We start from the raw sequence: 24,607 nt of genomic DNA on the forward strand, positions 1-24,607 counted from the left end.
TCGGTCAGCCCTGCAGCGCGGCGGACATGTTCTTCTGGACGCCCTCGAGCAGCGTCTTCACGTCGGTGCTCCTCAGTGTGCCGAGCTTCGAGTCCATGTCCGCGATGACGTCGGCCGTCCCGCTCTTCGTCGGCAGGCCCACCGCGTCGCCGGCCTGGTCGAGGAACGGCGCGTACTGCGGGTACTCCTGCTTCCAGGTGCCCGCGGCCGACTCGACGGAGGGCATGACGCCGAACGCCTTCGCGAACGCGAGCTGCTGGTCCTTGCCGACCATCTTCTCGACGAAGGACAGCGCGGCCTTCTGGTTCGGGGAGTCCTTCGCGATGCCCCAGCAGTTGGTGAACTGCAGCGTGCCGGCGCCCTTCGGCCCCGCGGGGAGCTTCGCGACCTCGTAGCCGACGCTCGGGTAGCTGGACGACATCGCGCCGGTGAGCCAGTTGCCCTCGATCGTCATCGCGGCCTTGTTCTTGCCGAACGCGTCACCGCCCCAGCTCTCGCCGAGGTCGCTCGAGAACTTCATCGAGCCGTCGTCGAGCAGGCCCTTGACGTAGTCGAGCGCCTCGACGTTCGCAGCGGAGTCGACGGTGGCCTTCGTCTGGTCGCTGTTGGTCAGCGCGCCACCGGCCTGTGCCATGAAGGCCCCGAGCCGCTCGACCTGGGGGCTCACGGCGAGCCCGACACGGCCGTCCTGCGTGAGCTTCTCGGACACCGACCTCAGCTGGGCCCAGGTGGTCGGCACGTCCGAGTCGGTGAGCCCCGCGGCCTTCCAGTCGGCCGTGTTGATGAAGAGTGCGAGGGTCGAGAAGTCCTTCGGCGCGCAGTAGAGCGTGCCGTCGAGGGTGAACGACTTCGTGAGGGTCGGGTAGAAGTCGCCCTTGTCCTGCAGCTGGTCGCCGTACGCCAGGAGCGAGCCGTTCGAGGCGTAGCCCGCGAGCGACGAGGTGCTGACGTAGAACACGTCGGCGGGCTTGCCGGACGCGAAGCCCTGGGCGAGCTGCTGGTCGAGGTTGTTGGCGGCCTGCACGGTGGCCTTCGTGCCGGACGACCCCGACCACGACGCGGCGGCGCTCTTGACCGCAGCGGTCTCGGCATCGCCGGACGATCCGATCAGGACGCTGATGGGGTCGTCGCTCGAGGTGAGCTTCCCCGACGCGGAACCGCCGGACCCACCCGAGCCGCCGGAGCCGCCGGATCCGGAGAACCCGGACCCGCAGGCCGAGAGGGTGAGGGCCGCGGTGAGGGCGATCGCGCCCGCGGTCAGCTTGCGTGCTGTGCGTCGTCGCACTGGTCGTTGCATCGGGACTCCTCGTTGAGTGCTGGGCTTCGATCGTTCAAATTTGATCGATCAAACGCCTCCACGGTACACCGCGGAACCGCTAACGTGAACCCCGTGTCCCAGCCCGCCACCGTCGCCGACGTCGCCGCGGCTGCCGGGGTGTCCCGGCAGACCGTGTCGAACGCGCTGAACCGCCCCGAGGTCGTCCGGCCGGCGACCCTCGACCGGGTACGCACGGCGATCGACGAACTCGGGTACCGGCCGCACGCGTCGGCCAGGCGGCTGCGGACGCGGCAGAGCTCCACCCTCGGTGTCCGGCTCCCGCCGGTGCACGGCATCTCCGGCGCGGTCCTCGACCGGTTCCTGCACGCCCTCGTCGAACGGGCGGACGAGCGCGGCATGCGGATCCTGCTCTTCACCGCGACCGACCTCGACGACGAACTCGCGCACATGGAGCGGCTCGTCGAGGGCTCGGACGTCGACGGGTTCGTGCTGACCTCGACGGCCCACGGCGATCCTCGTGCGGCCTGGCTCGGCGAGCGCGACGTGCCCTTCGTGACCTTCGGACGTCCCTGGGGCGTGCCGGACATGGACGACGCGCCGCACCCCTGGGTCGACGTCGACGGTCGGACCGGGCTCCGCGAGGCCACGGCAGGGCTCGTCGCACGCGGACACCGACGGATCGGGTTCCTCGGTTGGCCGAGCCCCTCCGGTCAGGGCGACGAGCGGCGGCTCGGCTGGCGGGACGCCCTGGCGGCAGCGGGGCTCGACGACGACACGGAGCCGCTCACGTGCGAGGACGACGTCGCCGCCGCCGCGTCGGTGGTGTCGCGAGCGGTGGACGACGGGGCCGTGTTCGACGCCGTGGTCTGCGCCTCGGACACGCTCGCCCTCGGAGCCCGGTTCGCCCTCGGTGCGGCCGTGCCCGTGGTCGGGTACGACGACACCCCGGTCGCCGAGGCCGTCGGCATCTCGAGCGTCGAGCAGCCCCTGGACGCGGCGGCGTCGGCGGCGGTCGAACTCCTGATGGGGTCGGGCCGCTCGGTCCTGCCGGCCACGACCGGGCACCGACTGCTGGCGCCACGGGTGGTCTGGCGCAGCTGACGGACGCCACGCGACCAACGCCCGTCGTCCGGACCGGACGGACACGATTCGGTGACGACCTCGCCGACGTCGATCCGGACGACCCGCCCGCGGGCTACCGTGCACCTCGAGGACGATCGAGTGCACGAGCGACCAAGGGGACGGTCATGGCAGGCAGGCAACGACACGTCGGGGCGGGGTCGGTGGTCGGGACGGGCATCGGACTCGCGCTCCTCACGGTCCTCACGCTGACCGGATGCACACCCACGACCGCGGCCGATCCCACCGCGCGTCCGTCCTCCGGGACCAGCACGCCCACCGCGACCGCCGACGCAGCCACGGCGGGCCCGACCTCGGCGGCACCGACCCCGCGCCCGACCTCCACGATCACCCCGGTCCCCGGTGTGGACGACGACGCCGGGGCACTCCCCGACACCTGCACCGGACTCATCACCGCGGGCAGGTGGGACGACGCCTTCGCCTCGGCGCCGCTGAACGACCCGGACGTCGTCGGCGACCCGGTCGAGGTGCCGAAGGACGCCCTGACGCCGGTACTGCAGCCCGACGGGAAGTCCCTGTACTGCGTCTGGCGTGACCCTCGGGCGGACACCACCTTCCTGTCGATCCGCGTCGCGGTCGTGGACTCCACGACGGCGTACCCGCACCTGCAGAGCGCGCTCCAGGGCTACGACTGCTCGCTCGACGGGTACGGCTACCGCTGCCAGAAGGTCTCGCAGAACGCGCAGTACCCCGTCACCGACGGCGACACCTACTTCACCCGCGGCGACGTCGGCATACACGTCCAGCAGTCGAACGTGTCGACCTCGGGCCTGCTGGACGACGTCGTCGCGCACGTCTTCTAACGGGCCGGGCGCGACCGGACGTGCGCCCGCTCCCCCTGCGGCCCGTACAGGCAGAGCACCTCGGTGACCTCGTCGGTGGTGTTGCCCACCCAGTGCGGCGTGTGCGTGTCGAACTCGACGACCTCGCCCGGCCCGAGGTCGAAGTCCCGGTCGCCGAGCAGGAGCCGGAGCCGACCGGACAGCACGTACAGCCACTCGTAGCCCTCGTGCGTCCGCAGCGTCCGGTCGGTGTTCGCGGGTTCCGGTGGGATGAGCTGCTTGAACGACCGGACCCCACCCGTGCGCCGGGTGAGCGGCACGACCACGCGCCCGCCGTGCACCTCGGGCTTGAGGTGCACGCGCGGGTCCCCCGTCGGCGGCGCCCCGACGAGGTCGTCGAGCGGCACCTGGTACGCCCGCGCGAGCGGCAGGAGCAGCTCGAGCGTCGGCTTGCGCTGCCCGGACTCGAGCCGCGAGAGCGTCGACACCGAGATCCCGGTCTCGGCGGCGAGCGCCGCCAACGTGACGTCGCGTCGCCCGCGCAGCGCGCGGAGTCGTGGACCGACCGCCTCGACGACGTCGGCCGTCGTGCGCGGGGCGATCCGTGCCTCCCGGTCGTGTGCCATGCCGCCATGTTGCCATGACGGCAACGTTCTTTGCTGATCGACAGTCGCGCCGCGCATGCTGCCGGCATGCGAGATCACTTCGACGTCATCGTCGTCGGCGGCGCGGCCGCCGGCCTGTCAGCAGCCCTCATCCTCGGCCGGTCCCGGCGCTCGGTCCTGGTCGTCGACGCCGGCGAGCCCCGCAACGCCCCCGCGGCAGGCATCCACAACTACCTCGGGCGCGAAGGTGCGTCACCCGCAGAGCTCGGTCGCGTCGGTCGCCAGGAGGTCGCCGCACACGGCGTCGAGGTGACGGCCGGGAGGATCGTGGCGACGTCCGCCACGGACGGGGACGGGACCGACGCCGTCGGCTTCTCGGTCACGTTCGACTCGGGCGCGGTCGTGACGGCACGCAGGCTGGTCGTCGCCTCCGGTGCCGTCGACGTCCTGCCGGAGGTCCAGGGGCTCGCGGAGCAGTGGGGGCGCGGGGTCGTGCACTGCCCGTTCTGCCACGGGTGGGAGATCCGCGATCGGCGCATCGGCGTGCTCGTGACGACCCCGAACGGTGCCCACCACGCCCTCATGTTCCGCGCACTGAGCGATGACGTGACAGCGTTCGTCGCCGATGAGACGCTCGTCGACGACACCGCTCTGGCTGGTCTCCGCGCCCGCGGGATCACGGTCGTGCACGATGTCGTGTCAGCCGTCCGCTCCGACGGCGACCGGCTGACCGGGGTGCTGCTCGGGTCCGGGGAGGTCGTGGCGCTCGATGCTCTGGCGGCGGCGAGCACGGTCGAGGCGCGGGTGGACTTCCTCTCCGGCGTCGGCCTGGAGGCCACCGACTTCGTCGTGGGTGACCACCGGTTCGGGAGTGCGCTGACGGTCGACGGGGTCGGGCAGACGGCGGTGCGTGGCGTGTACGCGGCCGGGAACGTGACCGCGCCGATGGCGACGGTGATCGCATCGGCCGCCGCGGGGACGGCGGTCGGTGCGGCCGTGCACGGGGACCTCGTGCAGGCAGACCTCGCGGCGGCGGTCGCTGCGGCGGCGGCGTCGGGGTCGGGTTCGCCTCGGGTTCAGTCGACGCGGTAGCCCGCCTGCGCCGCCAGCAGCGGAGCGAGCGTGGAGAGCTGGTCGGTGCCGATCGTCGCGCCGCGGAGGCCTTCGAGCCGCTCCACCCGGTCGAGGTCGGCCTCGCGGAGGTCCACGTGCTCGATCCGGGTGTTCGTCCCCTCGACCGCCCGGATCCGCGTGCCCGGGAACGCCACCCGGAGCAGCTTCGCGTCGGCGAGGTCGAGCTCGTCGACCACGCAGTCGCGGAAGACGACGTCGGTGAGGGTCGCTCCGCGGAGGTTCACGAACCCGAGCTTCATGCCGACGAACTCGACGCCGTTCAGCCCGGAGTCGTAGAGCTCGGCGGACCCGACGCGCCCGCCCGTGACCCGGACGTCGCGCCAGGTGCTGCTGGAGACGCGGAGCACGGGTGCGTCCAGTTCCTCGACCACGGTGTCCCGGACCCGCAGCCCACGGAGGTCTGCGTCGCCGGCGCGGAGGGTCTCGACGACGGACTCCTCGAGCTCGACGTCGGGCAGGCGCTCACCGGCGAGGTCGAGCACCACGATGCGCTTGCCCTCGATCCGGTCGCCGGACAGCACCTCGCCGGGGCCGGGCGTCCACGGTTCGAGGTCGGACGGGGACGGGACGGTGGTTCGCGGGGCGTCGGTGCCGTCGGTTCTGCGGGCCATGCGCTCAGTCTGCCGCGCGGGTCCGACGTCGGAGTTCGCTGGTGAGGGTGTAGTCCTTCGCCGGGCCGCGGGCGTCCCAGCGGACGGTCCACCGCTCGGCGTCGCCGTCGAGCACGCCCGTGTAGTCGTCGGGCGCGCAGGCGTGGGCGACGGACGTGCCCCACACCCAGGGGTGGAAGACGCGACCGTCGGCGAAGTGCACCGTCCACGCGTCATCATCGCTCCGCCGGACGGACAGCGTGCGCGAGACCGGCACCGCGCGGCCGCCGAGGGTCATCGTGCCGGACTCGTCCCAGCGCACCTCGTCCGGGCCGGTCAGGGACAGCGTCGTGCTCCCCGTGACGGTGCCCTCGACGCCGGCGAGCCGGTCGACCACGCGCCGCCGGAGTTCCCACTCCCCGAGGAGGTCCGTCGGCTGCAGCACCCGTCCACCCTAGGGCCGCGTGTCCGCTCCGTCCTGTCCACGCGGGCGGCGCCGGAGCGCGAGCCAGACGGCGGCGCCCACCGTGGCCAGAGCGGCTGCGACGAGCAAGCCCCCGGCGATGCCGGACGTCGATCCGACACCGTAGTTCGACCAGGGCAGGCCGAGCGCCCACTGGACGGCCGGCCCGACGACCAACAGCACGCCGGCCGGCACGACGACCAGGACGAAGCGCCGCCGATCCGGCCACGACGGGTGCAGGAGCACCGAGACGCCGGCCAACGTCGCCAACGCAGCGGCGCCGTAGGCCCACGACGCCCCGGAGACCCGCCAGCCGTCGTGGGCCAGCCAGGCCTGCACGTCGTGGCCGGTGCGGGCCCAGGCCGCTTCGTCGAAGCCGTACCGTCCCACGCCGACGGGCAGCGGCCAGCCGACGACGGCGAGCACGCCGGCGACCGCTCCGACGACGCCGAGGAGCACCGCCCAGAACCGCGGTCCGGCGGCGGGCTCGACGTCGAAGTCGGGGATGCTCACCCGCCGAGGGCCTCCACGCGGGCCGCCCGGTGCTCCTCGTCGGAGATGACGCCGCGGGCATGGAGGTCGTCGAGCTCGGCGAGCCGCTGCTCGAGCGACTTCGCGGGCGCGAGGGTCTGGCTCCGCATGGCCTGGTAGGCCAGGTCCTCCTGCATCGTGAACGGGTTCTGCCCGCGCTTCGCCATCCGGCTGCTGCGGACGACGATCGTCACGACGATGGCCACGAACCCGAGGCCGATGAACGCCGAGACGATCCCGAACAGCACCCCGAAGGCACCGAAACCGACCTCGATCTCGTCTCCGAACACGTCGTCCCCCTTCGTCGGACTGCTCCGACCGTAGTGGACCGCGCCGCCGTCGTGCTGCCCCGCGAACGAGGCAGCGACCGCCCACCGACGAGTCGGCCGTCAGCGCGGGGACGTCACCCCCGCAGCGGTCCCGACGCCGACACGTTCGCCCCGTCCGCGAACCCGCTCACGAGCTCCCGCAGGGCCTCCTCCGCCGTGTACCGCGGCTCCCAACCGAGTTCAGCCCGCGCCCGGTCGGTCCGCATGACCGGCACGCCCGCGGCGATGTCGATCCACCCGGCGTCCGTCGGCTGCAACCGGAGCCGCCACGTCAGCGTGACGATCCCGCGGAGCAGCCGGAGCGGGATCCGGACGGCCCCGCGCATGCCGAGCGCCCGGGCGATCCGCGGCGGGTTGAGCACGGGCGCCGCGGCGATGTTGAACGCTCCAGCCGCTCGCCGGTCCACGACCCGCCAGTACGCATCGGCGAGGTCGTCGGCGTGCACGGCCTGGAACACGAACGGGTACGGCAGGGGCAGCACCGCCCACCGCACCCAGCGGACGATGCGCATCGGGACGAGGTGTCCGAGGAACAGCCCTCGGAGCTCGGCCGCGACGTGCCGCTGGAACACCAGCCCGGGGCGGAGTCGCGACACGGTGATCGTCGGGTGCGCGGCGGCGAAGGCGTCGAGGGCGGCTTCGTTCTCAGCCTTGTGCTTCGAGTAGGTCGCGGTCGGGATGCCCGTGGCGGGCCAGGTCTCGTCAACGGGCGTGCGCTTCCCCGCCGGGTCCACGCCGCGGTAGGCCCCGACGGACGAGGCGATGACGACGTGTCCGACGCCGGCCCGCACCGCCGCCTCAAGGACGTGCGCCTGCCCGTCGACGTCGGTGCGCCGCTGGGCCGGGATGTCGTGCGTCGGCTGGAGTGCCCACGCGAGGTGCACGACGGCGTCCGCGCCCTGCAGCACGGCGGCGAGCTGCGGCACGACGCCGGGGTCGCCGACGTCGAGCGCGTGCCACACGGCCACGTCGTACGGGGCGACCCGGGCGTCCGGCAGCCGGCGCGCGACACCGACGACCTGCAGGTCATCGTCACCGACACCGTCGCCGGAGCCCGCGCCGGACCCCTCCCCGGCGAGGCGTGCGGCGGCGAGCCGACGAAGGAGCGCGGTCCCGACGTTCCCGGTCGCCCCGACGACGACGATCCGCATCAGACGATCCCGCCGGTCACGCCGCCGCCATCGCGGGGTCGAGCACGACCTTCACGCAGTCGTCCTCCTTCTTCTGGAAGACCGAGTACATGTGCGGTGCGTCCTCGAGCGACACCCGGTGCGACGTGAGGTCGAGCGTGCCGAGCGGGTCCGACGAGTCCTGCACGAGCGGCATGATGTCGTCGATCCACCGCTTGACGTTGCACTGTCCCTCGCGGATCGTGATCTGCTTGTCGAACAACGTCATCATCGGCATCGGGTCGGCCATCCCGCCGTAGACCCCGCTGAGCGACACCGTGCCACCGCGGCGGACGAGGTCGATGGCGGTGAGCACGGCGGCGAGCCGGTCGACCCCCGCGGTCTCGATCGCCTTCTGTGCGAGCTTGTCCGGCAGCAGCCCGGCGGCACGCTGCGCGAACCCGGCGACGGGGTTACCGTGCGCCTCCATGCCGACCGCGTCGACGACGCCGTCGGGTCCGCGGCCGTCGGTCAGGTCGACCAGCTGCGGCACGAGGTCGTCGGACAGGTCGAACACCTCGGCGCCGTGCTTCGCCCCGAGGTCGCGGCGGACCTGCTCGGGGTCGACGGCGAGCACCCGGTAGCCGAGGTGCTTCCCGATGCGGGCCGCGAACTGTCCGACGGGGCCGAGACCGAGCACCGCGAGCGTGCCGCCCTCGGGCACGTCGGCGTACTGCACCGCCTGCCACGCCGTCGGCAGGATGTCGCTGAGGAACAGCCACTGGTCGTCCGGGCCGGACTCCGGCACCACGATGGACCCGTAGTCGGCGTGCGGCACCCGGAGGTACTCGGCCTGGCCGCCGGGGACCTGCCCGTACATCTTCGTGTACCCGAACAGGGCCGCGCCGGAGCCGTACTCCGCCACCTGGGTCGTCTCGCACTGCGACTGGAAGCCGTGCCGGCACATCCAGCAGTGGCCGCACGAGATGTTGAACGGGATGACGACGCGGTCGCCGACCTTGAGGTTCGTGACACCGGACCCGACCTCCTCGACGATGCCCATCGGCTCGTGCCCGAGGACGTCGCCCTTGTCGATGTACGGGCCGAGCACCCGGTACAGGTGCAGGTCGGAGCCGCAGATCGCGGTCGACGTGATCCGCACGATCGCATCGGTCGGCTCCTGGATGGTCGGGTCGGGGACGGTCTCGACGGACACCTTCTCGGTGCCCTGCCAGGTCAGTGCGCGCACGTCGCGTTCCTCTCGTGGTCGCTTCGGGCCGGCCGGGAGGCACGGCTCGTCTCCGCCCCGTCGCTACCCGCCCGTCCCGTGGCGCGTTCCCAGCCGCGTCCACGACGCGCGGCGCGCACCGGACGCGCCGCGTGCCTCCAGGCCGGCCCGCGAGCCGACGCACGACGGGCGCGAGGGTGGCCGACCGGCCACCGGAGGATCGTTCCGCGAGGCGATGTGCGGGACCCGACCACGACGGATGGTGGTGGGGATGGACCACCGCACCACCCGCCGCACCCTGCTCGCCGGAGCCGGTGCCCTGCTCGCCACCTCGGCGCTGTCGGCGTGCTCGCCGACCGCACCCCGTCGCGTGTCGGAGCCGTCGCGCTCGCCGATCGCCCTCGACACCCCGACCGCCGTGGCCACGCCCATGCCGAGCCCCACGTGGACACCGCCCTCGATCACGCGGAAGCCGCTCCCGACCGGGACGGTGACCGGCCTGCCCGAGGGGACACCCGGGATCGCGTGGACGGTCGACGACGGCGTGTCCTCCGAGGTCGTCGGCGCCTACGTCCGCTTCGCACGGGAGACCGGCACGCGTCTGACGTTCTTCGTCAACGGCGTGCGGCCGTCGTGGACGGAGCACGCCGCGGCCCTCCGGCCGCTGGTGGCGTCGGGGCAGGTCCAGATCGGGAACCACACGTGGGACCACCCGGCCCTGACCGGGATGTCGAACCAGGCGATCGAGGACGAGCTCACGCGCAACCACGAGTTCATCGAGCGGACGTTCGGCGTGGACGCGCGCCCGTACTTCCGGCCGCCGTACGGGTACCACGACGCCCGGGTCGACGCGGCCGCCGCGCGGGTGGGCTACACCACGCCGCTGCTCTGGTACGGCACGCTCGCGGACTCCGGGGACATCGGCGCGGGGCAGATCGTCGGGTTCGCCGACCAGTGGTTCACGGCCGGTCGGATCGTCATCGGGCACGCGAACCACCCCGGGACGATCGGTGCACTCCCGCGCCTGGGATGCCTGCTCCGGCAGCGTCGCCTCGGGACCTACACGCTCGACGACGTGTTCGCGCGCTGAGCACCGGCCACGCGAACCGCGCCGTCGGCTCCGGCCGCGCCGGCGCCGAGCGACCGGCCGAAGCAGACCGAGTTGCCGGACCCGACGTAGGCGCCGAACAGCGGGATCGGAGCGTACCCCTCGCGCTGGTAGAACCGGATCGCGTCGGGCTGCGCGGTCCCGGTCTCGAGCACGAGCCGGGTGGCACCGAGCCGACGGGCCTCCTCCTCGAGCGCTCGGAGGACGGCGGTGGCGACCCCGGTGCCCCGCGCCTCGGGAGCGGTGTACATCCGCTTCACCTCGACCACGCCGGGTCCGAGCACGTCGTCGGTGAGCGGCCGGAGCCCGCCGCACGCGAGCGCGGTGCCGTCCTCGCTCCGCGCCACGAGGAACACCGGGACGTCCGCGGCCGAGGGCGGTACGCCCGGCTCGTGGTCGCTCGAGCCGTAGCGGGCGTCGAGCTCCCGGCGCTGCGCACGGCGGAGCCGGTCGGCGTCGGCGTCGTCGAACGGCGTCGTCGTGATGGTCCAGGGCGTGGCGAGCGGTGGCATGGCGGTCCTCTCCGTGACGATCGTTACGGTAACACCTGTTACGCTTCCGGTGTGCCACGGACCCGGGACGACGCAGCGCAGCGCGCACGTCTGTCCGACGCCGTGTTCACGACCCTCGCCGAACTCGGCCCCACCGGACTGACCCTGCGCGCCGTCGCCGAGCGGGCGGGCTGCACCACCGGACTCGTCCTGCACACGTTCCCGGACAAGCGAGCACTGCTCCTGCACGCCCGCGACGTCCTGCACGAGCGCACCCGCGCACGCGCCGAGCAGGCCGAGTCGACCGCTGCCGACCCCGCTGCCGCCGTCCGTGCGGTGGCCCTCGGGGCGCTCGCCACCGATGTCGACCGCGCTGCGGAGGCCCGCGTCTGGGTCGGCTTCCTCGCGGCGGCGCTCGGCGACCCGGTCCTCGCCGAGCGGCACGCCACGAACGCCCGGGCCTTCACCGAGCGGCTCGCGCGACTGATCGGCACCGCGACCGGCCTGCCCATTGACGCGAGTGCAGTCCGGGCGGCATCCCTCGGTGCGGCGGTCGAGGGCGTCACCGCACTCGCTGCCGGCGACCCGGACCACTGGACGCCCGGGCGGCAGACGGCCGCGCTCGACGTCGTGCTGAGCGCGGCGCTCGCACCGGAGCCCGACCCGGCGGACTGACCCGGCGGACTGCCCCGACGCACCGACCCAGCGCGCTGCCGGGCCCGGTCAGACCGCGTCCGGCGACGTGACCGGGTCGGCGAGCACGGCGTCGAGGACCGCACGGTGCTCGGCCGCACCACCGGGTCCGGCGCTCCCGGCGAGCATGATGAGGGACTTCCACAGCGCCCACGCCCGGGCCCGAGCCCACGTGCCCGCGTCGAGGCCGACCGCGTCGTGGAACACCCGGCGGGCGTCTGGGTCGAGGAACGTCCACGCCAGCACGAGGTCGCACGCCGGGTCGCCCACACCGCACGTCCCGAAGTCGATCACGGCGCTGAGGCGGCCGGCGTCGTCCACGAGGAGGTTGCCGGGGGCCACGTCGCCGTGGAACCACACGGGCGGGCCGGTCCACGTCGAGCGGGTCGCGGCGCCCCAGACGGCCTCGCACGCACGGCGGTCGACGCCGGGGCCGAGCGTGTCGAGCGCGGCGACCACCTCGACGGCGTAGTGCGACGGGTGTGCGCCGCGGTGGAACGAGTGCGCCCCCGGGGCCGGACCCGGACCGGCCGGCACCGCTCGCAGCTGCACGAGGACGGTCGCCACGTCGGCCGCGAGTCGGGCACGGTCCAGGTGCGGCACGTCCATCAGCACCGAGCCGGGGAGCCACCGGCGCACCGACCACGTGAACGGGTAGTCGGCGTCCGGCGAACCGAGCGCGACGGGCTCCGGCACGGGGACGTCGAGACGTGCAGCGAGGTACGGCAGGACCCGCTGTTCCTTCTCCACCGCGGGCACGTACCCGGCGGCGCTCGGGAGCCGGACGCTCAGGTCGTCACCGAGCCGGAAGGTCCGGTTGTCCCATCCCTGGTGCGCGACCTCGCGGACCGGCAGTCCGGCCCACTCGGGGAACTGCGTCGCCACGAGCCGTCGGACGAGGTCGGCGTCGATGTGGGGGGCGTCGGTGGACATGCGTCACGCGTCCGGTTCGGCAAGGTCGAGCAGGGCGTCCCGCGCGACGGCGAGTTCGCGCTCGTCGAGGTAGGGCGGCATCCCCGCGGCCGCTGCGAGCCCCTCGGCCGCGTGCCGGACGACGAGCGAACGCGCCTCGGGCAGCCCGTCGCGCGCGAAGGTCCCACGCCAGTCCTCGGCGTCGGCCGCCGTGATCGGCCCCATCCCGGGCACCGCGGTCAGCCCGGTCCAGAGCGTCGAGGGTGAGAAGACCGCCATCGCCCGGGGACTGCCGCCGCACAGCGTCCGGACGTAGGCGCGGAGCACCTTGCCCGGCCGGTTCTCGGCGAGGTCGACGTGCCGGAGCACCTCCGCCTTGAACGTCGCGAGGCCGTGCTCGGCGACCGCGAGGAGCAAGGCGTCCTTCGACGGGAAGTGGTGGAGCAGGCCGCTCTTCGACACCCCCGCGGCGGCGGCGACCTCGGCGACGCTCACCCGGGTTCCGCGTTCGGTGAGCAGCCGCTCGGCCGACTCCAGGACGGCCGCTCGGGTGCGCTCGCGATCGCGGTCAGTGCTCATGCGGTCCATCCTGCCGGTTCGGGATCACCCGGAGCGCGATGACCGCGGCGACCGCGAGCATCACCGCCGCGCACACCGATGCGAGCTGCATGCCACCGGTGAAGGCCTCACGGGCGTGCACGAGGAGCGGCGACGCGGGGTCGAGGGCCTGCGCAGCGCTCGCGAGGGACTCCCGGACCGCCGACGGGGCGTCGGGGTCGAGCGCACCGCGGTAGAAGGCGGTCTGCAGCGAGCCCAGCACCGCGATGCCCAGCGCGACGCCGAGTTCGTACCCGGTCTCCGAGATCGCGCTCGCCGCACCGGCACGCTCGCGGGGCGCTGATGCGACGACGGCGTCGGTCGCGAGCGTCATCGACACCCCGACGCCGAGACCGACGACCGCGAGGGCGAGGGCGATCCCGACGTAGGTCGGGAGTCCCTCGGCGAACGCCAGTCCAGCCATGCCGAGCGCCGCCACGGCGAGCCCGAGTCCGATCGACCGCCCCGGGCCGACGCGCCGCGCGAGCAGCCCGACCACCGCGATCACCGCGATGGACGCGAGCGTCGCGGGGAGCTCCGCCGCCCCGGCGAGCAGCGGGGTGAAGCCCCGGACGAGCTGCAGGTACTGCGAGAAGAAGAACAGCAGACCGCTGAACGCGAAGACCGACAGCGAGTTCGCCACCACGGCCCCGCTGAACGCCGGGATGCGGAAGAGCTGCAGGTCGATGAGCGGTGTGACGAGCCGGCGCTGCCGTCGCACGAACCACCAGCCGGCGAGCACGCCGACGACCACCCCGGCGCCGACCGTCCAGTCGAGACCGTGCCCGGCGAGGTGCTTCACCGCGTACACGAGCGGCACGATCGCGAGCACCGAGAGCGCGGCGGAGAGCAGGTCGATCGGGTTCCGCGCGCTCCCCCGCGACTCCGGCAGCAGCACGGCCCCCGCGACCACGATCACCACGATGACGGGCAGGTTGATGAGGAACACCGAGCCCCACCAGAAGTGCTCGAGGAGCGCACCGCCCACGAGCGGCCCCGCGGCCGCACCGCCCGTCGCACCGGCCGACCAGACGGCGATCGCGGTCGTGCGCTGCCGGGCGTCGCGGAAGATCGTCCGGACCAGCGACAGCGTCGACGGCATGAGCGTCGCGCCCGCGACGCCGAGCAGCGCACGCGCCGCGATGAGCACCTCGGGCGACTGCGCGAACGCCGCCCCGGCCGACGCGAGGCCGAACGCGACCGACCCGATGAGCAGCAACCGCTTCCGGCCGATCCGGTCCGCGACGTTGCCCATCGTGACCAGCAGCCCGGCCAGTGCGAACGAGTAGACGTCGCCGATCCAGAGCAGTTGCGTGGCGCTCGGCCCGAGGTCGGCGGTCAGCGACGGCACCGCGAGCGCGAGGACCGTCCCGTCGATCGCGAGCAGCACGACCGCGAGGGTCAGGACGCCGAGCGCCGCCCACTCACGCGGCGTGGCTCGGACGGTGGGCACGGAGGAGGTCGCTGTCACACCGCAAGCCTAACCGACCAACTGGTCGGCAGTACCGACTGCACAGTCTGCTCGCAGGAGCGGCCTGCCGGAGGCGAGTCGTGCCTCCCGGCCGTCACCCGCGCAAGCGGTCCCGCTCCGTGGGTGGCAGGTGCTCCGTCGCGGTCGCACGCGCGCCGGGCGAGAGCCAGCGACCCTGCCGCTCCAGGAAGGCCACGAGCGCCGGTTCGGACGCGCGCTTCCCGACCTCCCGCAGCACCCAGCCGACCGCGGACTGCACGGTGTCGCCGCGCTCCCGGACGAGCCGGCCCACGATGCCGAGCGCGACGTCCGCGTCGCCCTGCTTCACGAACGCCAACGTCGCGACCACCGCGATCCGCCGCACGATCGCCACGTCCGACTTCGCGAGCGCGAAGAGCTGGCCCGTGGAGCCGCCGGCGACGAGGGGTGCGCCGACGAGTTCCTCCGCCGCGAGGTCCACCAGCACCGGGTCGTCGAACCGCCCGGCCTTCGCCGCGGCGAGGTACTCGTCGGTCAGCTCATCGTCCGGACGCTCCCGCATCGCCTGCACGAGCAGCAGCACCGCGACCAGCCGCGCACCCGCGTCATCGCTCCAGAGCAGCGCCGAGCGCTCGCCCTCGTCGAGGTCGGCGAACCGCCGCGCGACCCTGCGGGCCGCCGCGACGTCGCCGCTCGTGCGAGCGAGGGCCGAGATGACGTCCTCCGCCGACCCACCGGCCTGGAGGCCCGTCACGCGACCTCGCCGTCGGTCGCCTCCGCCGTCGGCCGGGCCCGGCGACCGCGCCGCAGCACGATCACGGCGACCACCACGAGGAACGCCGCGAACAGCCACGTGCCGACCTGCGGGTCGACGAGTCGGGCGAGCCACGCACCCGCCGGGGAGCACACCGCCGCGGTGATGCCCACGGTCAGGCCGACCCGGACGTCCACCGCACGCCGACGGAGGTTCGCGACCGTGCCCGACACCGACGTCGGGACCATCGTCAGCAACGACGTCCCCTTCGCCAGCAGGTCGCCGGCGCCGAGGGCGACCTCGAGCCCCGGCACGATGACGACGCCGCCGCCCACGCCGACGAGCCCGGACAGCGCGCCCGACAGCAGGCCGAGCAGGAGCAACACCAGGGCCTCCACGACACCGAAGTGCACGTCGCCACCGCGGGTCGGGACCGTCGAGAAGAGCGACACGAGCACCGCCGCGATGAAGCCCACGAAGATCCACGGCAGTGCGCGGAGCGGGATCGTCCGGAGGAGCCGGGCACCGATCGGCGCACCGACCACGCTGCCGACCGCCAGGGTCAGCGCTGCGAGCCAGTGCACCTCGCCCTGCACGCCGTACGTGGTCGCACCGACGACGGCCGCGGGGGCGATCGCCACGAGCGACGTGGCGGAGGCGCGGCGCTGGTCCATGCCGAGCACCGCCATGAGCGCGGGGACCACCACGACACCGCCGCCGACGCCGAACAGCCCGGAGAGGAGTCCGGCGACGATGCCGATCGCGACGAGGGCGAGGGTCCGGCGCATCGTCCCAGCCTACGGCGCGCGCCGCGTGGAACTGGAGTACCACGGGCCGCAGGCTGCCGTGCGACGCCTGGCGGAGGGACCGAGACGGGCGGCCCGCACGCACGGAGCGTGCGGGCCGTTCCGTCCGAACGGGGAACCACGCAGGGTCAGGGCCGAGCTGCGGCCGATCGTGCGCCGCGTCAGCGGAAGTGCAGGACCGACAGCGGGTCGACGAGGGTGCCGCCGCGTCGGGTCTCGACGTGCACGTGCGGCCCCGTCGACTGCCCGGTGTTGCCCGACTTCCCGAGTTCGATGCCGCGCGAGATGATCTGGCCCTTCTTCACCTGGATCTTGCTGAGGTGGGCAGTGAGCACGGTCACGTTGCCGTACGTCACCACGACGTAGTTGCCGTAGCTCGCGTTGTTCGCCACGGCGCTCGTGACGGTGCCGGTCCCGGACGCGTACACGGGGGTCCCGACGGCCACCGGCGCATCGGTCCCCTGGTGGTAGCGCGGCACGTGGTTCGCGCCACGGTCGTCGCCGTAGCGGCCGGAGATCTTCGTGCTGAGCACCGGCCAGAGCAGACCCGTGACCGGCTTGGTCGACCAGATCCGCGTGTCCTTCTTGCCGTACAGCACCACGTTGCCGTCGACCTGCACGAGGAGGGAGCCCCCGCCGGACCGGTACGTCCCGGTGTGCCAGATCGCCTTCTTGCCGGGCTTGTAGACGACCAGGTTGCCGTCGTTCTGCACCGCGGCCCAGGAGCCGGGGTTCCCGCCGGTCCTGGACTGCCAGACCGCCTTGCCGGAGATCCGCTGCACGAGGTTGCCGTCGGTCTTCATCTCGAGGGTGCGGGTGCCGCTCGCGTCCGAACGGAGCGTGGTACCACCGAGGATCACGTTCCCGCGGGTCACGCGGTCCTGGTAGCCCTTCCAGTTGACGACCGACTCGGTCCCGGCGAGCAAGGCCATCGTGCCGTCGCCGCGGACGACGAACGACGTCGACGACTTCTTGCCGGCGAGCGCCCAGCGGGTGACGCGCTTGCCGTTGTGCACGAGGTCGACGGAGCGGTCCTTGCCGATCTTCACGGTCGCTCCCGGCTTGTTCGAGGTCCCCGACGCCCACAGCACGGCGTTGCCGATGCCGTACTCCACGAGGTTGCCGTCGCCCTGCAGGATGAGTCGGAACTGTCCGTTCGGCGAGGTGACGGAGTCGCCCGGGTTCAGGACCGTGCCGGCAGGGACACTGCCCGTCCAGACGACGGACGCGGACGCCGGCGCCGCGGTGCCGACGATGCCACCGGCGACGACGGCGAGCGCCGCGAGGCCTGCCGCCAGGCGGGAAGCGCGGGCTCGGAACGCCGGACGCGGACGCGTGGCGGTGGACGGGTTGCTGGTCATGGTTCCCCTGCTGGTCGGTGCGCCGTGCCCCTGCACGGACTGCGACCCGCCCTGCACGAGTCACCGAACGATGGTCGGTGTTCTACGTTCCTGAGGACAACCCCAGTTCCGGGGGCAGACCGTCGCTCAGGGTATCTGGAAGAACTCCTTCGGAGCCTCGAGCAGCGCCTCGAGCTTCCGGAACGACTGGGCCCAACCGGCGACGTTCACGTCCCGCATGCCCTCGGGGAACGGGCCCTGGGTGAGGGTCACGATCGTGCCGTCGCCGTCCTCGGTGAACTCGAGGGTGAGGGACAGCGGTGTCCCGTCCTCGATCCCCGGGATGCCGTGCGCGGTCGACGTGCCGACGATGATCCGGTTCTCCTCGATCTCCTGCAGCGTCGAGGTCACGGGCGACTGCCACTCCGGGTCGTCGTTGCTCACCATCGTGAGGTTCCAGGCGCCGCCGACGCGCGGGTCGACCTCGACCGTGCCCGCGGGGACGTGGAAGCCGAGCGGCCCGAACCAGAGCGCGAGCATGGCGGGGTCGACGAACGCGCGGTAGACGTCGGCGACGGGGTGGTCGAAGCGGTGCGTGGTGTGTGCGGTGAACTGCTCGGTCAGGACGACTCCTCCTGTGTGGGTCCGGTCGAGGTGGGTGTGGCGGAGGCGACGTCGCGTCGGGTGGCGAGCAGTGCCTCCAGGCTGTCGAACCGGTGGTCCCAGTCGGGCCGCAGCCCGCCGAGCCAGCCGGCCAGTTCCTCGACGCGCTCCGGCCGCAGGCGGCAGGTGCGCCAGGTGCCGTGCCGTTCCCGGGTGATGAGTCCGGCGCGCTCGAGGATGCCGAGGTGACGGGAGATCGCCGGGGCGCTGACGTCGAACGGTCCGGACAACGCCGTGACGGTCGCTTCGCCCTTGCCGAGCCGTTCGACGATCCGCCGTCGGATCGGGTCGGCGAGCGCTGCGAGGACGTCGTCGAGACGGTCCCGATCCATGGCTCCTCCTGGTGAACAATGCGGTTGATTAACCGATGCGTTCATCGTGCACTCGACCTCGGACGAGCGCAAGAGCAAGATCGGGTCATGCACAACCCCGCGTTCGTCCCGCCCACGTCCACGCCGACCCGCCCGGACCTCGCGGGCATGTTCGGCGCGGTCGCGGCAACGCACTGGACCGCGGCCGCCACCGCACAGTCGGTCCTGGAGCGCGGCGGCAACGCCTTCGACGCCGCGGTGGCCGGTGCGTTCGTGCTGCACGTCGTCGAGCCGCACCTCAACGGTCCCGGAGGCGACCTCACGGCCGTGTTCGCCACCGCCGACGACCCCACGCCCGTGGTGCTCTGCGGGCAGGGCCCGGCCCCCGCCGGAGCGACGCGCGAGCACTTCGCCGCCGAGGGCCTCGACCTCGTCCCCGGCGCAGGAGCGCTCGCGGCGACCGTGCCGGGGGCGGTGGACGCCTGGCTGCTCCTGTTGCGCGACCGGGGGACGTGGGACCTCGCGGACGTCCTCGCTCCCGCCATCGGGTACGCGCGGGACGGGCACCCGATCGCACCCGGGGTCGTGCGGACGATCACCGCCGTGGCGGACCTCTTCCGCGCGCACTGGCCCACCTCGGCTGCGCAGTGGCTGCCGGGAGGCACGGTGCCGGTCCCCGGGGACGTGGTGCGCAACGAGGCGCTCGCCTCCGTCCTCGAGCGGCTCGTCGCCGCGGGCGGTCCGCACGCCGGGCGCACCGCCCGGATCGACGCCGCCCGCACCGAATGGGCGGAGGGCGTGGTCGCGCAGACGATCGACCGGTTCGTCCGCGAGCCGCACCGCCATGCATCGGGCACCGACCACGCCGGCGTGCTGCGGGCGTCGGACCTGCGCGCGTTCCGGGCGACCTACGAGCCGGCGACGACGGCGGAGTTCCGCGGGTGCACGGTCGCCAAGACCGGACCGTGGGGTCAGGGTCCGGCGCTCCTCGAGACCCTCAGACTGCTCGATCCCCTCGACGACGCCCTGCTCGACCCGTCCACCGAACTCGGTGCGCACGCCGTGGTCGAGGCGCAGAAGCTCGCCCTCGCCGACCGGGAGCTGTTCTTCGGCGACGGCGAGGTGCCGCTCGACGTCCTGTTGTCCGACGCGTACACCGATGAGCGCCGGGCACTGATCGGCGAGCGTGCGTCGGCGGAGCTGCGGCCGGGCCACGTCCCCGGGGTCGACCACGCCGTGCCACCGCTCCGCACCGCGTACGACGCCGACGCGGGCGGGACCGCCGGCGAGCCGACCGTCCGGGTCACCCGGGACGCCGAGCGTGCCGTCCCGGTGGAGGACCGCGGCGAGCCGTTCGTCGCCCCGACCGGCGAGACCCGCGGCGACACGGTCCACATCGACGTCGTCGACCGGTGGGGCAACATGATCAGTGCGACCCCGTCGGGCGGCTGGCTCCAGTCGTCGCCGACCGTCCCCGGCCTCGGCTTCGCCCTCGGCACGCGCCTGCAGATGACCTGGCTCGAGGACGGCACCGCGTCGACGCTGACGCCCGGCGCACGGCCGCGGACCACCCTCACGCCGACGCTCGTGCTGCGGGACGGCCGACCGATCGCGGCACTCGGCTCCCCCGGCGGCGACCAGCAGGACCAGTGGCAGCTGCTCTTCCTGCTGCGGTGGATCGTCGGCGGCTACTCGCCCCAGCAGGCGATCGACGCGCCGGCGCTGCACACGACGTCGTTCCCGGGGTCGTTCTGGCCCCGGACGTGGGAGCCAGCGGGCCTGGTGGTCGAGGACCGGCTCGGGGACGACGTCATCGCGGCGCTGGAGGCCCGCGGGCACGTCGTCACCCGAGCCGGCGACTGGGCGCTGGGACGGCTGTGCTGCGTCACCCGTGACCCGTCGACCGGCGTGGTCGGTGCCGCCGCGAACTCCCGCGGCGCCCAGGGCTACGCGATCGCCCGCTGAGCACCCGGCCCGGGTCCCGGCCCGACCGCTCGCGTCAGCGCCCGAGGGTCGGAACGACCACCGCGCGGCCCGAGAGTTCCCCGGCCTCGAGCTTCCGGTACGCCTCGAGCGCGTCGTCGAGGGAAAACCGCTCGACGTCCGGCACGATCTGCCCCGCGCGGTACATCGCGACGACCTCGTGGAGATCCTCGATCGTGCCCCAGTAGGTGTTCGTGATCGTCGACTCGTACGGCGTCGAGAAGAAGTTCCACTCGGTCGTGCCCCCGGCGATGCCGACCACCGTCAAGCGGCCGCCGATCGCCATCGACGCCTGCGCGGTCTTCACCGTCGGGGTCGCACCGACGAAGTCGAAGGCCGCGTCGACGCCCCGCCCGCCGGTGATCTCCCGGATGGCCGCGACCTGGTCCGGGCCGCCGGGGACCGTGATCGCGCCGCGGGCAGCCGCACGGTCCATGGCGTCCTGCTTCATGTCCGTCGCGATGACGGTCGCACCGGTGAGCGCGGTGAGGATCTGCACGGCGATCTGCCCGAGACCGCCGAGTCCGACGACGAGCGCGTACTTCCCACCGCCCGCGAGGTTCGGCAGCGAGGCCTTGATCGCGTGGTACGGCGTCAACGCTGCGTCGCTGAGCGGTGCCGCGGCGACCGGGTCGGCGTCACCGAGCGGGACGAGGTTCCGTGCGGGCACGACGACGTACTCGGCCATGCCGCCGTCCCGGCCGAGGCCGATGCCCGCGTACGGGTTCGTGGCGGCGTTCTCGCAGTAGGTGTCCTGCCCCTTGGAGCAGTACGAGCAGTGCCCGCACCCGACGGGGCCGTACACGAGGTAGGCGTCCCCCGGGGTGAACCCGGTCACACCGTCGCCGACCGACTCGACCCAGCCGGAGTTCTCGTGCCCGAGGACGAACGCGGGTGCCTGCGCACCCGGCTGGCCCTCGCGGAACTCGCGGTAGACGGCGACGTCGGAGTGGCACGCCCCGGCGCCGGCGACCTCGAGCAGCACCTCGCCCGGCCCGGGCGTGGGCTTCGGCACGTCCGTGAGGGACGGGAAGGTCTGGTACTGCTCGAACACGACGGCACGCATGGTTGCTGCTCCTTCTGACGGGTCACTGGTGAGCGTCGACTCGACTCGTCGGGCGTCAGGGGGTGCGGCGTCGCGATCGGATCGGGCCGATCCACCGCCAAACTACACCTGTTGCGTAAGTGTCGGGCCAGGATCGGGGTCGGGCACGGACTCGCGACGCCCGGCGAACAGCCCACGGTCGAAGCGCGCACCACGCACGCGGGGACGACTGACCACCATGCCGGTGACGACCAACCACCCGATCGGGCCGGTGAAGACGAGGAGCAGGATCCACATCCCGGAGTGGTCGCGGTCGTGGAGGCGCCGCACGAGCAACGACCACCGCGGGATCGCGGTCACGAGGAGGCCGACGATGATCGCGACGTCCCAGCTGTCGGGCCAGGCGTCGCGACCCGACCCGTACCCCCACCACGCAGAGGAGTACCGACCCTGGTGGATCTCGAACAGGTGGAACCCGACCTGCGGCGACGGGACGGTGCCGAACGGGTCGGCGTAGACCGTCCAGCGTGCCGTCATGCCGAGCTGCTCGACGAGCCACCAGACCACGAGGGTGACCACTGCCTGCAGGGCGATCACCCAGAAGAACTCGGTCCGGCTGGCGCGGCCGTGGAACCGCCAGCCCTGCGTCCAGAAGCGCACCCAGGCCACGTCGGGTCGACCGAGCACGTCGACCGGCCCCTGCGCGGTCACGCGCGACCGGAACGACGTGCTGTCCCCCATGCGCCCGATCGTAGAGCAGACCTGCGTCTTCCCCGTGAGCAGGTTGCGAGAACGGTCGTTCTCCGATTGACTCGGCCTTGGCTCCGGACCGGAGTCCACGGCTCCGCACGGGGCCGACCCCACACGAAAGGAGCGGGAATGCCCACGCGCACCGCACGCACCGCCTGGAACGGCGGCCTCAACGACGGTTCCGGCCAGGTCGAACTCTCGAGCTCGAAGGTCGGCACCTACGACGTGTCCTTCCCGAAGCGCGCCGCGGACGAGGCCGGTGGCACAACCAGCCCCGAGGAGCTCATCGCCGCGGCCCACTCCTCCTGCTACGCCATGCAGTTCTCGGCGATCCTCGGCGAGGCCGGCGGCACCGTCGAGGCCCTCGACGTCAAGGCCGACGTCTCGCTCGGCCCGGACTCCGCCGGCGGCTTCAAGCTCACCGGCATCGTCCTCACCGTCAGCGGCGAGGTCTCCGGCATCGACGAGGCCGCCTTCCTCAAGGCCGCCGACGAGGCCAAGGCGACGTGCCCCGTCTCGAAGGCCCTCACCGGCGTCGACATCGAGCTGCACGCGACGTTCGAGCAGTAGTCACGACGCGTCGCTGACGCGACTGCGTTCCGGACGGGAGGCACGGTGCCGGCTGGCGCCGCGCCTCCCGTCCGTCGTCGGTACGCTCACCAGCGTGAGACGTCGCCGCTTCGCCACCCCGACCTGGCTCGCTCTCTGGACGGGCCTCGCGGCACTGGTCGCCGGTGTGGTGATCTGGGCCACTGCGCCGAGCGCGTCGTTCGGCTGGTTCGCGTACGCCCCGCTGGCGGGGGCGGTCTTCGACCCGGTGACGCACTCGTGGCAGCAGGTCGTCGGCCTGCTGACCGCGGTGGTGGGCGCGGTCGTCGCGGCCTTCGCCGCCGGACGCCTGAGCGCTCGCACCCGCGGGGGGCGCTGACCCGCCCAGCGGACGACACGGCCACGTTCAGCCGGCATCCGGACTCGGCGCCGAGCGGCTGGCACGATGGCGGGATGGCCGAGCAGTTCCTCCCCGGCGCGCCGAGGCCCGGCCGCCCGCCGCGGCCCCGCGTCCGGAAGGTCGCGCAGCACGACCTCCGTGACGCCCGCGCCCGGTTGCGCGGCACGATCTACGAGGACGTCACGCCCGACGTGCGCCCCCGCGAGCAGTACTCGCCGGTGCAGATCGTGGACTTCTGCCTCGACCTCGCCGAGGTGATGCTCGCTTCCGGCGCGGACACCCGGAGCGTCGAGACCGCGGTGGTCGCGGTGTCGACGAAGTGGAACCTCGCGCCGCTCGACCTCGACCTCACCGGCAGCTCGGTGACCATCCAGTACGCGCCTGCCGACGGTCCCGCGCTCGTGAAGTTCCGCACCGTGACGATCGACGGCTCGGACCTCGGGCGTCTCGCGTGGGCGAACCAGATCGTGGACGACCTCGTGCACGGTTCGCGCGACATGACCTCCGCCGTGAGTGCCCTCGTCGCCGTGCTCCGCATGCCGCCACGCTGGCCGAACTGGCTCGCCGACGTCGGGCTCGCGGTCCTCGGCACCTCGATCGCGATGCAGGCCGGCGGTGGCTGGCGAGCGGGCCTCGGGGCGTTCGTCCTCATGATGGGGATCATCGTGTCCGGCCGGTGGCTGACCGGTCGGGGCTTCCCGCAGTTCTTCGTCTCCGGTGCGCAGGGGGCGGTGGCGTCAGCACTCGGCACCCTCGCGATCGCGGCGGGGATCCTCGGTCCGGCCGGCGCGGCGACCATGGTGGCGGCGCTCGTGGTGCTCCTGCTGCCGCACGTCTCGCTCGTGACCTGGGCGCAGGACGCGATCTCCGGGTTCCGGGCGATGGCGGTCGCGCGGGCGTTCTCGATCCTGCTCGTCATCGCAGCGATCGTCGTCGGCGTCCCGGCCGGCATCGCGTTGACCCACTGGCTCCGCATCGAGGTCGACCCGTCCGGCATCGTGCTCGACCCGCTCCCGCTGTGGGCGTCGCTGTCCCTCACGGTCGTGTCCGCCGCGGCGAACTGCTTCGTGCAGCAGGCCAGCGCCCGGGTGATCCCGGTCGCGGTGGTCTTCTCGGTCGCGGCCGGAGCGTCGCTGTGGGCGATGCGCCACCTCGGGCTGCCCCTGCTCGGCGCGACGTTCCTCGCGTCCGTGCTGCTCGGCGTGCTCGCGACGATCGCCGCGGCGCGGATGCGCACCGCGGTGGGGGCGATCGCCGTCCCCGCGTTCTGCGGCGCACTGCTGCCCGGTGTCGCCGTGTCGAACGCCCTGCTCAACGTGATGTCCGGGTCGTCGACCTCGGCGCTCGACTTCGTGTCCGCCGTGACCGTCGCGCTCGCGATCGGCGCCGGTCTCGTCCTCGGCGGGCTCTTCGCGACGCCGGGTGCCCGACGAGCCCTCCGGCGTGCGCGGAAGGTCGTCGTGCACTCGGTCCACAGCGACACCACCGCACTCCGCGTCATCCGCGACTCGGGCTACGACCCCGGGGACGGCAGCCGACCGCGCTGGTGACCGCGGCCGGCCGCG

Annotated in this window: 28 protein-coding genes; 9 read left to right on the plus strand and 19 right to left on the minus strand. The window is 73.2% G+C overall.

What is annotated here, in order from left to right:
• Positions 1 to 4: 4 nt before the first annotated feature.
• The gene (locus ACIPYW_RS04115) at positions 5 to 1,297 is read right to left on the minus strand and encodes an extracellular solute-binding protein (protein WP_400410970.1); all 1,293 of its coding nucleotides are present in this window, start codon (positions 1,295 to 1,297) and stop codon (positions 5 to 7) included.
• Between the two features lie 93 nt (positions 1,298 to 1,390).
• Between ACIPYW_RS04115 and ACIPYW_RS04120 the strand changes: the two genes are divergently transcribed.
• Positions 1,391 to 2,380 carry a LacI family DNA-binding transcriptional regulator gene (locus ACIPYW_RS04120; RefSeq protein WP_400410973.1) on the plus strand — a complete coding sequence of 330 codons (990 nt, stop codon included), beginning with the start codon at positions 1,391 to 1,393 and terminating at the stop codon, positions 2,378 to 2,380.
• 146 nt (positions 2,381 to 2,526) lie between these two features.
• Positions 2,527 to 3,222 carry a hypothetical protein gene (locus tag ACIPYW_RS04125; protein ID WP_400410975.1) on the plus strand — a complete coding sequence of 232 codons (696 nt, stop codon included), beginning with the start codon at positions 2,527 to 2,529 and terminating at the stop codon, positions 3,220 to 3,222.
• On the opposite strand, the gene ACIPYW_RS04130 is transcribed toward ACIPYW_RS04125, so the two are convergent.
• Positions 3,219 to 3,827 (minus strand): helix-turn-helix domain-containing protein, encoded by a 609-nt coding sequence (locus ACIPYW_RS04130; RefSeq protein WP_400410977.1) that lies wholly within the window; start codon positions 3,825 to 3,827, stop codon positions 3,219 to 3,221. The two genes, ACIPYW_RS04125 and ACIPYW_RS04130, sit on opposite strands and share 4 nt — an antisense overlap.
• Positions 3,828 to 3,893: 66 nt before the next feature.
• Between ACIPYW_RS04130 and ACIPYW_RS04135 the strand changes: the two genes are divergently transcribed.
• Positions 3,894 to 4,898: an NAD(P)/FAD-dependent oxidoreductase gene (locus tag ACIPYW_RS04135; protein WP_400410980.1), complete on the plus strand. Its 1,005-nt coding sequence runs from the start codon at positions 3,894 to 3,896 to the stop codon at positions 4,896 to 4,898.
• Here ACIPYW_RS04135 and ACIPYW_RS04140 read toward each other — a convergent pair.
• The 6 genes from ACIPYW_RS04140 to ACIPYW_RS04165 all read right to left on the minus strand — a co-directional run bounded on the left by ACIPYW_RS04140 (position 4,883) and on the right by ACIPYW_RS04165 (position 9,211).
• Complete coding sequence (locus tag ACIPYW_RS04140; RefSeq protein ID WP_400410982.1) at positions 4,883 to 5,551, minus strand: pentapeptide repeat-containing protein; 669 nt, start codon at positions 5,549 to 5,551, stop codon at positions 4,883 to 4,885. The two genes, ACIPYW_RS04135 and ACIPYW_RS04140, sit on opposite strands and share 16 nt — an antisense overlap.
• Positions 5,552 to 5,555: 4 nt before the next feature.
• Positions 5,556 to 5,975, minus strand: a complete 420-nt coding sequence (locus ACIPYW_RS04145; protein ID WP_400410985.1) for a DUF6314 family protein — start codon at positions 5,973 to 5,975, stop codon at positions 5,556 to 5,558.
• A 9-nt stretch (positions 5,976 to 5,984) separates the two neighbouring features.
• A complete protein-coding gene (locus tag ACIPYW_RS04150; protein ID WP_400410987.1) occupies positions 5,985 to 6,506 on the minus strand; it encodes a hypothetical protein in 522 nt (173 codons plus the stop codon).
• Positions 6,503 to 6,814 (minus strand): SHOCT domain-containing protein, encoded by a 312-nt coding sequence (locus ACIPYW_RS04155; protein WP_400410990.1) that lies wholly within the window; start codon positions 6,812 to 6,814, stop codon positions 6,503 to 6,505. The genes ACIPYW_RS04150 and ACIPYW_RS04155 overlap by 4 nt, the downstream gene beginning before the upstream one ends.
• 113 nt (positions 6,815 to 6,927) lie before the next feature.
• The gene (locus ACIPYW_RS04160; protein WP_400410993.1) at positions 6,928 to 8,004 is read right to left on the minus strand and encodes an NAD-dependent epimerase/dehydratase family protein; all 1,077 of its coding nucleotides are present in this window, start codon (positions 8,002 to 8,004) and stop codon (positions 6,928 to 6,930) included.
• A 16-nt stretch (positions 8,005 to 8,020) separates the two neighbouring features.
• Positions 8,021 to 9,211: a zinc-dependent alcohol dehydrogenase gene (locus ACIPYW_RS04165; protein ID WP_400410995.1), complete on the minus strand. Its 1,191-nt coding sequence runs from the start codon at positions 9,209 to 9,211 to the stop codon at positions 8,021 to 8,023.
• A gap of 250 nt (positions 9,212 to 9,461) precedes the next feature.
• Here ACIPYW_RS04165 and ACIPYW_RS04170 point away from each other — a divergent pair, with 250 nt between their 5' ends.
• Positions 9,462 to 10,280 (plus strand): polysaccharide deacetylase family protein, encoded by an 819-nt coding sequence (locus tag ACIPYW_RS04170; protein ID WP_400410998.1) that lies wholly within the window; start codon positions 9,462 to 9,464, stop codon positions 10,278 to 10,280.
• Here ACIPYW_RS04170 and ACIPYW_RS04175 read toward each other — a convergent pair.
• Positions 10,250 to 10,810: a GNAT family N-acetyltransferase gene (locus ACIPYW_RS04175; protein WP_400411001.1), complete on the minus strand. Its 561-nt coding sequence runs from the start codon at positions 10,808 to 10,810 to the stop codon at positions 10,250 to 10,252. The two genes, ACIPYW_RS04170 and ACIPYW_RS04175, sit on opposite strands and share 31 nt — an antisense overlap.
• 51 nt (positions 10,811 to 10,861) lie before the next feature.
• Here ACIPYW_RS04175 and ACIPYW_RS04180 point away from each other — a divergent pair, with 51 nt between their 5' ends.
• Positions 10,862 to 11,464, plus strand: coding sequence for a TetR/AcrR family transcriptional regulator (locus ACIPYW_RS04180; RefSeq protein ID WP_400411004.1), 603 nt, complete (start codon positions 10,862 to 10,864; stop codon positions 11,462 to 11,464).
• A gap of 48 nt (positions 11,465 to 11,512) precedes the next feature.
• On the opposite strand, the gene ACIPYW_RS04185 is transcribed toward ACIPYW_RS04180, so the two are convergent.
• The 8 genes from ACIPYW_RS04185 to ACIPYW_RS04220 all read right to left on the minus strand — a co-directional run bounded on the left by ACIPYW_RS04185 (position 11,513) and on the right by ACIPYW_RS04220 (position 18,336).
• Complete coding sequence (locus ACIPYW_RS04185; protein ID WP_400411007.1) at positions 11,513 to 12,415, minus strand: aminoglycoside phosphotransferase family protein; 903 nt, start codon at positions 12,413 to 12,415, stop codon at positions 11,513 to 11,515.
• 3 nt (positions 12,416 to 12,418) lie between these two features.
• On the minus strand, positions 12,419 to 12,973 hold the full coding sequence (locus ACIPYW_RS04190) for a TetR/AcrR family transcriptional regulator (protein WP_400411009.1): 555 nt from the start codon (positions 12,971 to 12,973) through the stop codon (positions 12,419 to 12,421).
• The gene (locus ACIPYW_RS04195) at positions 12,963 to 14,462 is read right to left on the minus strand and encodes an MFS transporter (protein WP_400411012.1); all 1,500 of its coding nucleotides are present in this window, start codon (positions 14,460 to 14,462) and stop codon (positions 12,963 to 12,965) included. The genes ACIPYW_RS04190 and ACIPYW_RS04195 overlap by 11 nt, the downstream gene beginning before the upstream one ends.
• 94 nt (positions 14,463 to 14,556) lie before the next feature.
• A complete protein-coding gene (locus ACIPYW_RS04200; protein ID WP_400411015.1) occupies positions 14,557 to 15,195 on the minus strand; it encodes a DNA alkylation repair protein in 639 nt (212 codons plus the stop codon).
• A complete protein-coding gene (locus ACIPYW_RS04205) occupies positions 15,192 to 15,983 on the minus strand; it encodes a sulfite exporter TauE/SafE family protein (RefSeq protein WP_400411017.1) in 792 nt (263 codons plus the stop codon). Before ACIPYW_RS04205 ends, ACIPYW_RS04200 begins: the two co-directional genes overlap by 4 nt.
• Positions 15,984 to 16,162: 179 nt before the next feature.
• Positions 16,163 to 17,362, minus strand: coding sequence for a peptidoglycan DD-metalloendopeptidase family protein (locus tag ACIPYW_RS04210; protein ID WP_400411020.1), 1,200 nt, complete (start codon positions 17,360 to 17,362; stop codon positions 16,163 to 16,165).
• Positions 17,363 to 17,488: 126 nt separating this feature from the next.
• The gene (locus ACIPYW_RS04215; RefSeq protein ID WP_400412507.1) at positions 17,489 to 18,067 is read right to left on the minus strand and encodes an SRPBCC domain-containing protein; all 579 of its coding nucleotides are present in this window, start codon (positions 18,065 to 18,067) and stop codon (positions 17,489 to 17,491) included.
• Positions 17,962 to 18,336, minus strand: coding sequence for an ArsR/SmtB family transcription factor (locus ACIPYW_RS04220; protein ID WP_400411023.1), 375 nt, complete (start codon positions 18,334 to 18,336; stop codon positions 17,962 to 17,964). The genes ACIPYW_RS04215 and ACIPYW_RS04220 overlap by 106 nt, the downstream gene beginning before the upstream one ends.
• Before the next feature lie 87 nt (positions 18,337 to 18,423).
• Here ACIPYW_RS04220 and ACIPYW_RS04225 point away from each other — a divergent pair, with 87 nt between their 5' ends.
• Entirely contained in the window at positions 18,424 to 20,280 is a 1,857-nt protein-coding gene (locus tag ACIPYW_RS04225; RefSeq protein ID WP_400411026.1) for a gamma-glutamyltransferase family protein, read from the plus strand.
• A 34-nt stretch (positions 20,281 to 20,314) separates the two neighbouring features.
• Here the strand turns inward: ACIPYW_RS04225 and ACIPYW_RS04230 are convergent, their stop codons facing one another.
• Both ACIPYW_RS04230 and ACIPYW_RS04235 read right to left on the minus strand, forming a co-directional pair.
• Positions 20,315 to 21,364 (minus strand): NAD(P)-dependent alcohol dehydrogenase, encoded by a 1,050-nt coding sequence (locus ACIPYW_RS04230; RefSeq protein WP_400411029.1) that lies wholly within the window; start codon positions 21,362 to 21,364, stop codon positions 20,315 to 20,317.
• A gap of 102 nt (positions 21,365 to 21,466) precedes the next feature.
• Positions 21,467 to 22,084 (minus strand): DUF805 domain-containing protein, encoded by a 618-nt coding sequence (locus tag ACIPYW_RS04235; protein ID WP_400411031.1) that lies wholly within the window; start codon positions 22,082 to 22,084, stop codon positions 21,467 to 21,469.
• A 138-nt stretch (positions 22,085 to 22,222) separates the two neighbouring features.
• Between ACIPYW_RS04235 and ACIPYW_RS04240 the strand changes: the two genes are divergently transcribed.
• The 3 genes from ACIPYW_RS04240 to ACIPYW_RS04250 all read left to right on the plus strand — a co-directional run bounded on the left by ACIPYW_RS04240 (position 22,223) and on the right by ACIPYW_RS04250 (position 24,592).
• Entirely contained in the window at positions 22,223 to 22,663 is a 441-nt protein-coding gene (locus tag ACIPYW_RS04240) for an OsmC family peroxiredoxin (RefSeq protein ID WP_058724976.1), read from the plus strand.
• 94 nt (positions 22,664 to 22,757) lie between these two features.
• Positions 22,758 to 23,021: a hypothetical protein gene (locus tag ACIPYW_RS04245; protein WP_400411034.1), complete on the plus strand. Its 264-nt coding sequence runs from the start codon at positions 22,758 to 22,760 to the stop codon at positions 23,019 to 23,021.
• Between the two features lie 74 nt (positions 23,022 to 23,095).
• Positions 23,096 to 24,592 (plus strand): threonine/serine exporter ThrE family protein, encoded by a 1,497-nt coding sequence (locus tag ACIPYW_RS04250; protein WP_400411036.1) that lies wholly within the window; start codon positions 23,096 to 23,098, stop codon positions 24,590 to 24,592.
• Positions 24,593 to 24,607 lie beyond the last annotated feature (15 nt).

The organism is Curtobacterium sp. NPDC089689, assembly GCF_044749145.1.
Taxonomy (GTDB): Bacteria; Actinomycetota; Actinomycetes; order Actinomycetales; family Microbacteriaceae; genus Curtobacterium.

Coding starts and splice junctions, on each gene's coding strand:
- ACIPYW_RS04230 (WP_400411029.1), bottom strand. CDS start 21,364: ATGCGTGCCGTCGTGTTCGAGCAGTACCAGACCTTCCCGTCCCTCACG.
- ACIPYW_RS04130 (WP_400410977.1), bottom strand. CDS start 3,827: ATGGCACACGACCGGGAGGCACGGATCGCCCCGCGCACGACGGCCGAC.
- ACIPYW_RS04125 (WP_400410975.1), top strand. CDS start 2,527: ATGGCAGGCAGGCAACGACACGTCGGGGCGGGGTCGGTGGTCGGGACG.
- ACIPYW_RS04250 (WP_400411036.1), top strand. CDS start 23,096: ATGGCCGAGCAGTTCCTCCCCGGCGCGCCGAGGCCCGGCCGCCCGCCG.
- ACIPYW_RS04135 (WP_400410980.1), top strand. CDS start 3,894: ATGCGAGATCACTTCGACGTCATCGTCGTCGGCGGCGCGGCCGCCGGC.
- ACIPYW_RS04115 (WP_400410970.1), bottom strand. CDS start 1,297: ATGCAACGACCAGTGCGACGACGCACAGCACGCAAGCTGACCGCGGGC.
- ACIPYW_RS04220 (WP_400411023.1), bottom strand. CDS start 18,336: ATGGATCGGGACCGTCTCGACGACGTCCTCGCAGCGCTCGCCGACCCG.
- ACIPYW_RS04235 (WP_400411031.1), bottom strand. CDS start 22,084: ATGGGGGACAGCACGTCGTTCCGGTCGCGCGTGACCGCGCAGGGGCCG.
- ACIPYW_RS04210 (WP_400411020.1), bottom strand. CDS start 17,362: ATGACCAGCAACCCGTCCACCGCCACGCGTCCGCGTCCGGCGTTCCGA.
- ACIPYW_RS04185 (WP_400411007.1), bottom strand. CDS start 12,415: ATGTCCACCGACGCCCCCCACATCGACGCCGACCTCGTCCGACGGCTC.
- ACIPYW_RS04225 (WP_400411026.1), top strand. CDS start 18,424: ATGCACAACCCCGCGTTCGTCCCGCCCACGTCCACGCCGACCCGCCCG.
- ACIPYW_RS04160 (WP_400410993.1), bottom strand. CDS start 8,004: ATGCGGATCGTCGTCGTCGGGGCGACCGGGAACGTCGGGACCGCGCTC.
- ACIPYW_RS04140 (WP_400410982.1), bottom strand. CDS start 5,551: ATGGCCCGCAGAACCGACGGCACCGACGCCCCGCGAACCACCGTCCCG.
- ACIPYW_RS04175 (WP_400411001.1), bottom strand. CDS start 10,810: ATGCCACCGCTCGCCACGCCCTGGACCATCACGACGACGCCGTTCGAC.
- ACIPYW_RS04205 (WP_400411017.1), bottom strand. CDS start 15,983: ATGCGCCGGACCCTCGCCCTCGTCGCGATCGGCATCGTCGCCGGACTC.
- ACIPYW_RS04190 (WP_400411009.1), bottom strand. CDS start 12,973: ATGAGCACTGACCGCGATCGCGAGCGCACCCGAGCGGCCGTCCTGGAG.
- ACIPYW_RS04240 (WP_058724976.1), top strand. CDS start 22,223: ATGCCCACGCGCACCGCACGCACCGCCTGGAACGGCGGCCTCAACGAC.
- ACIPYW_RS04170 (WP_400410998.1), top strand. CDS start 9,462: ATGGACCACCGCACCACCCGCCGCACCCTGCTCGCCGGAGCCGGTGCC.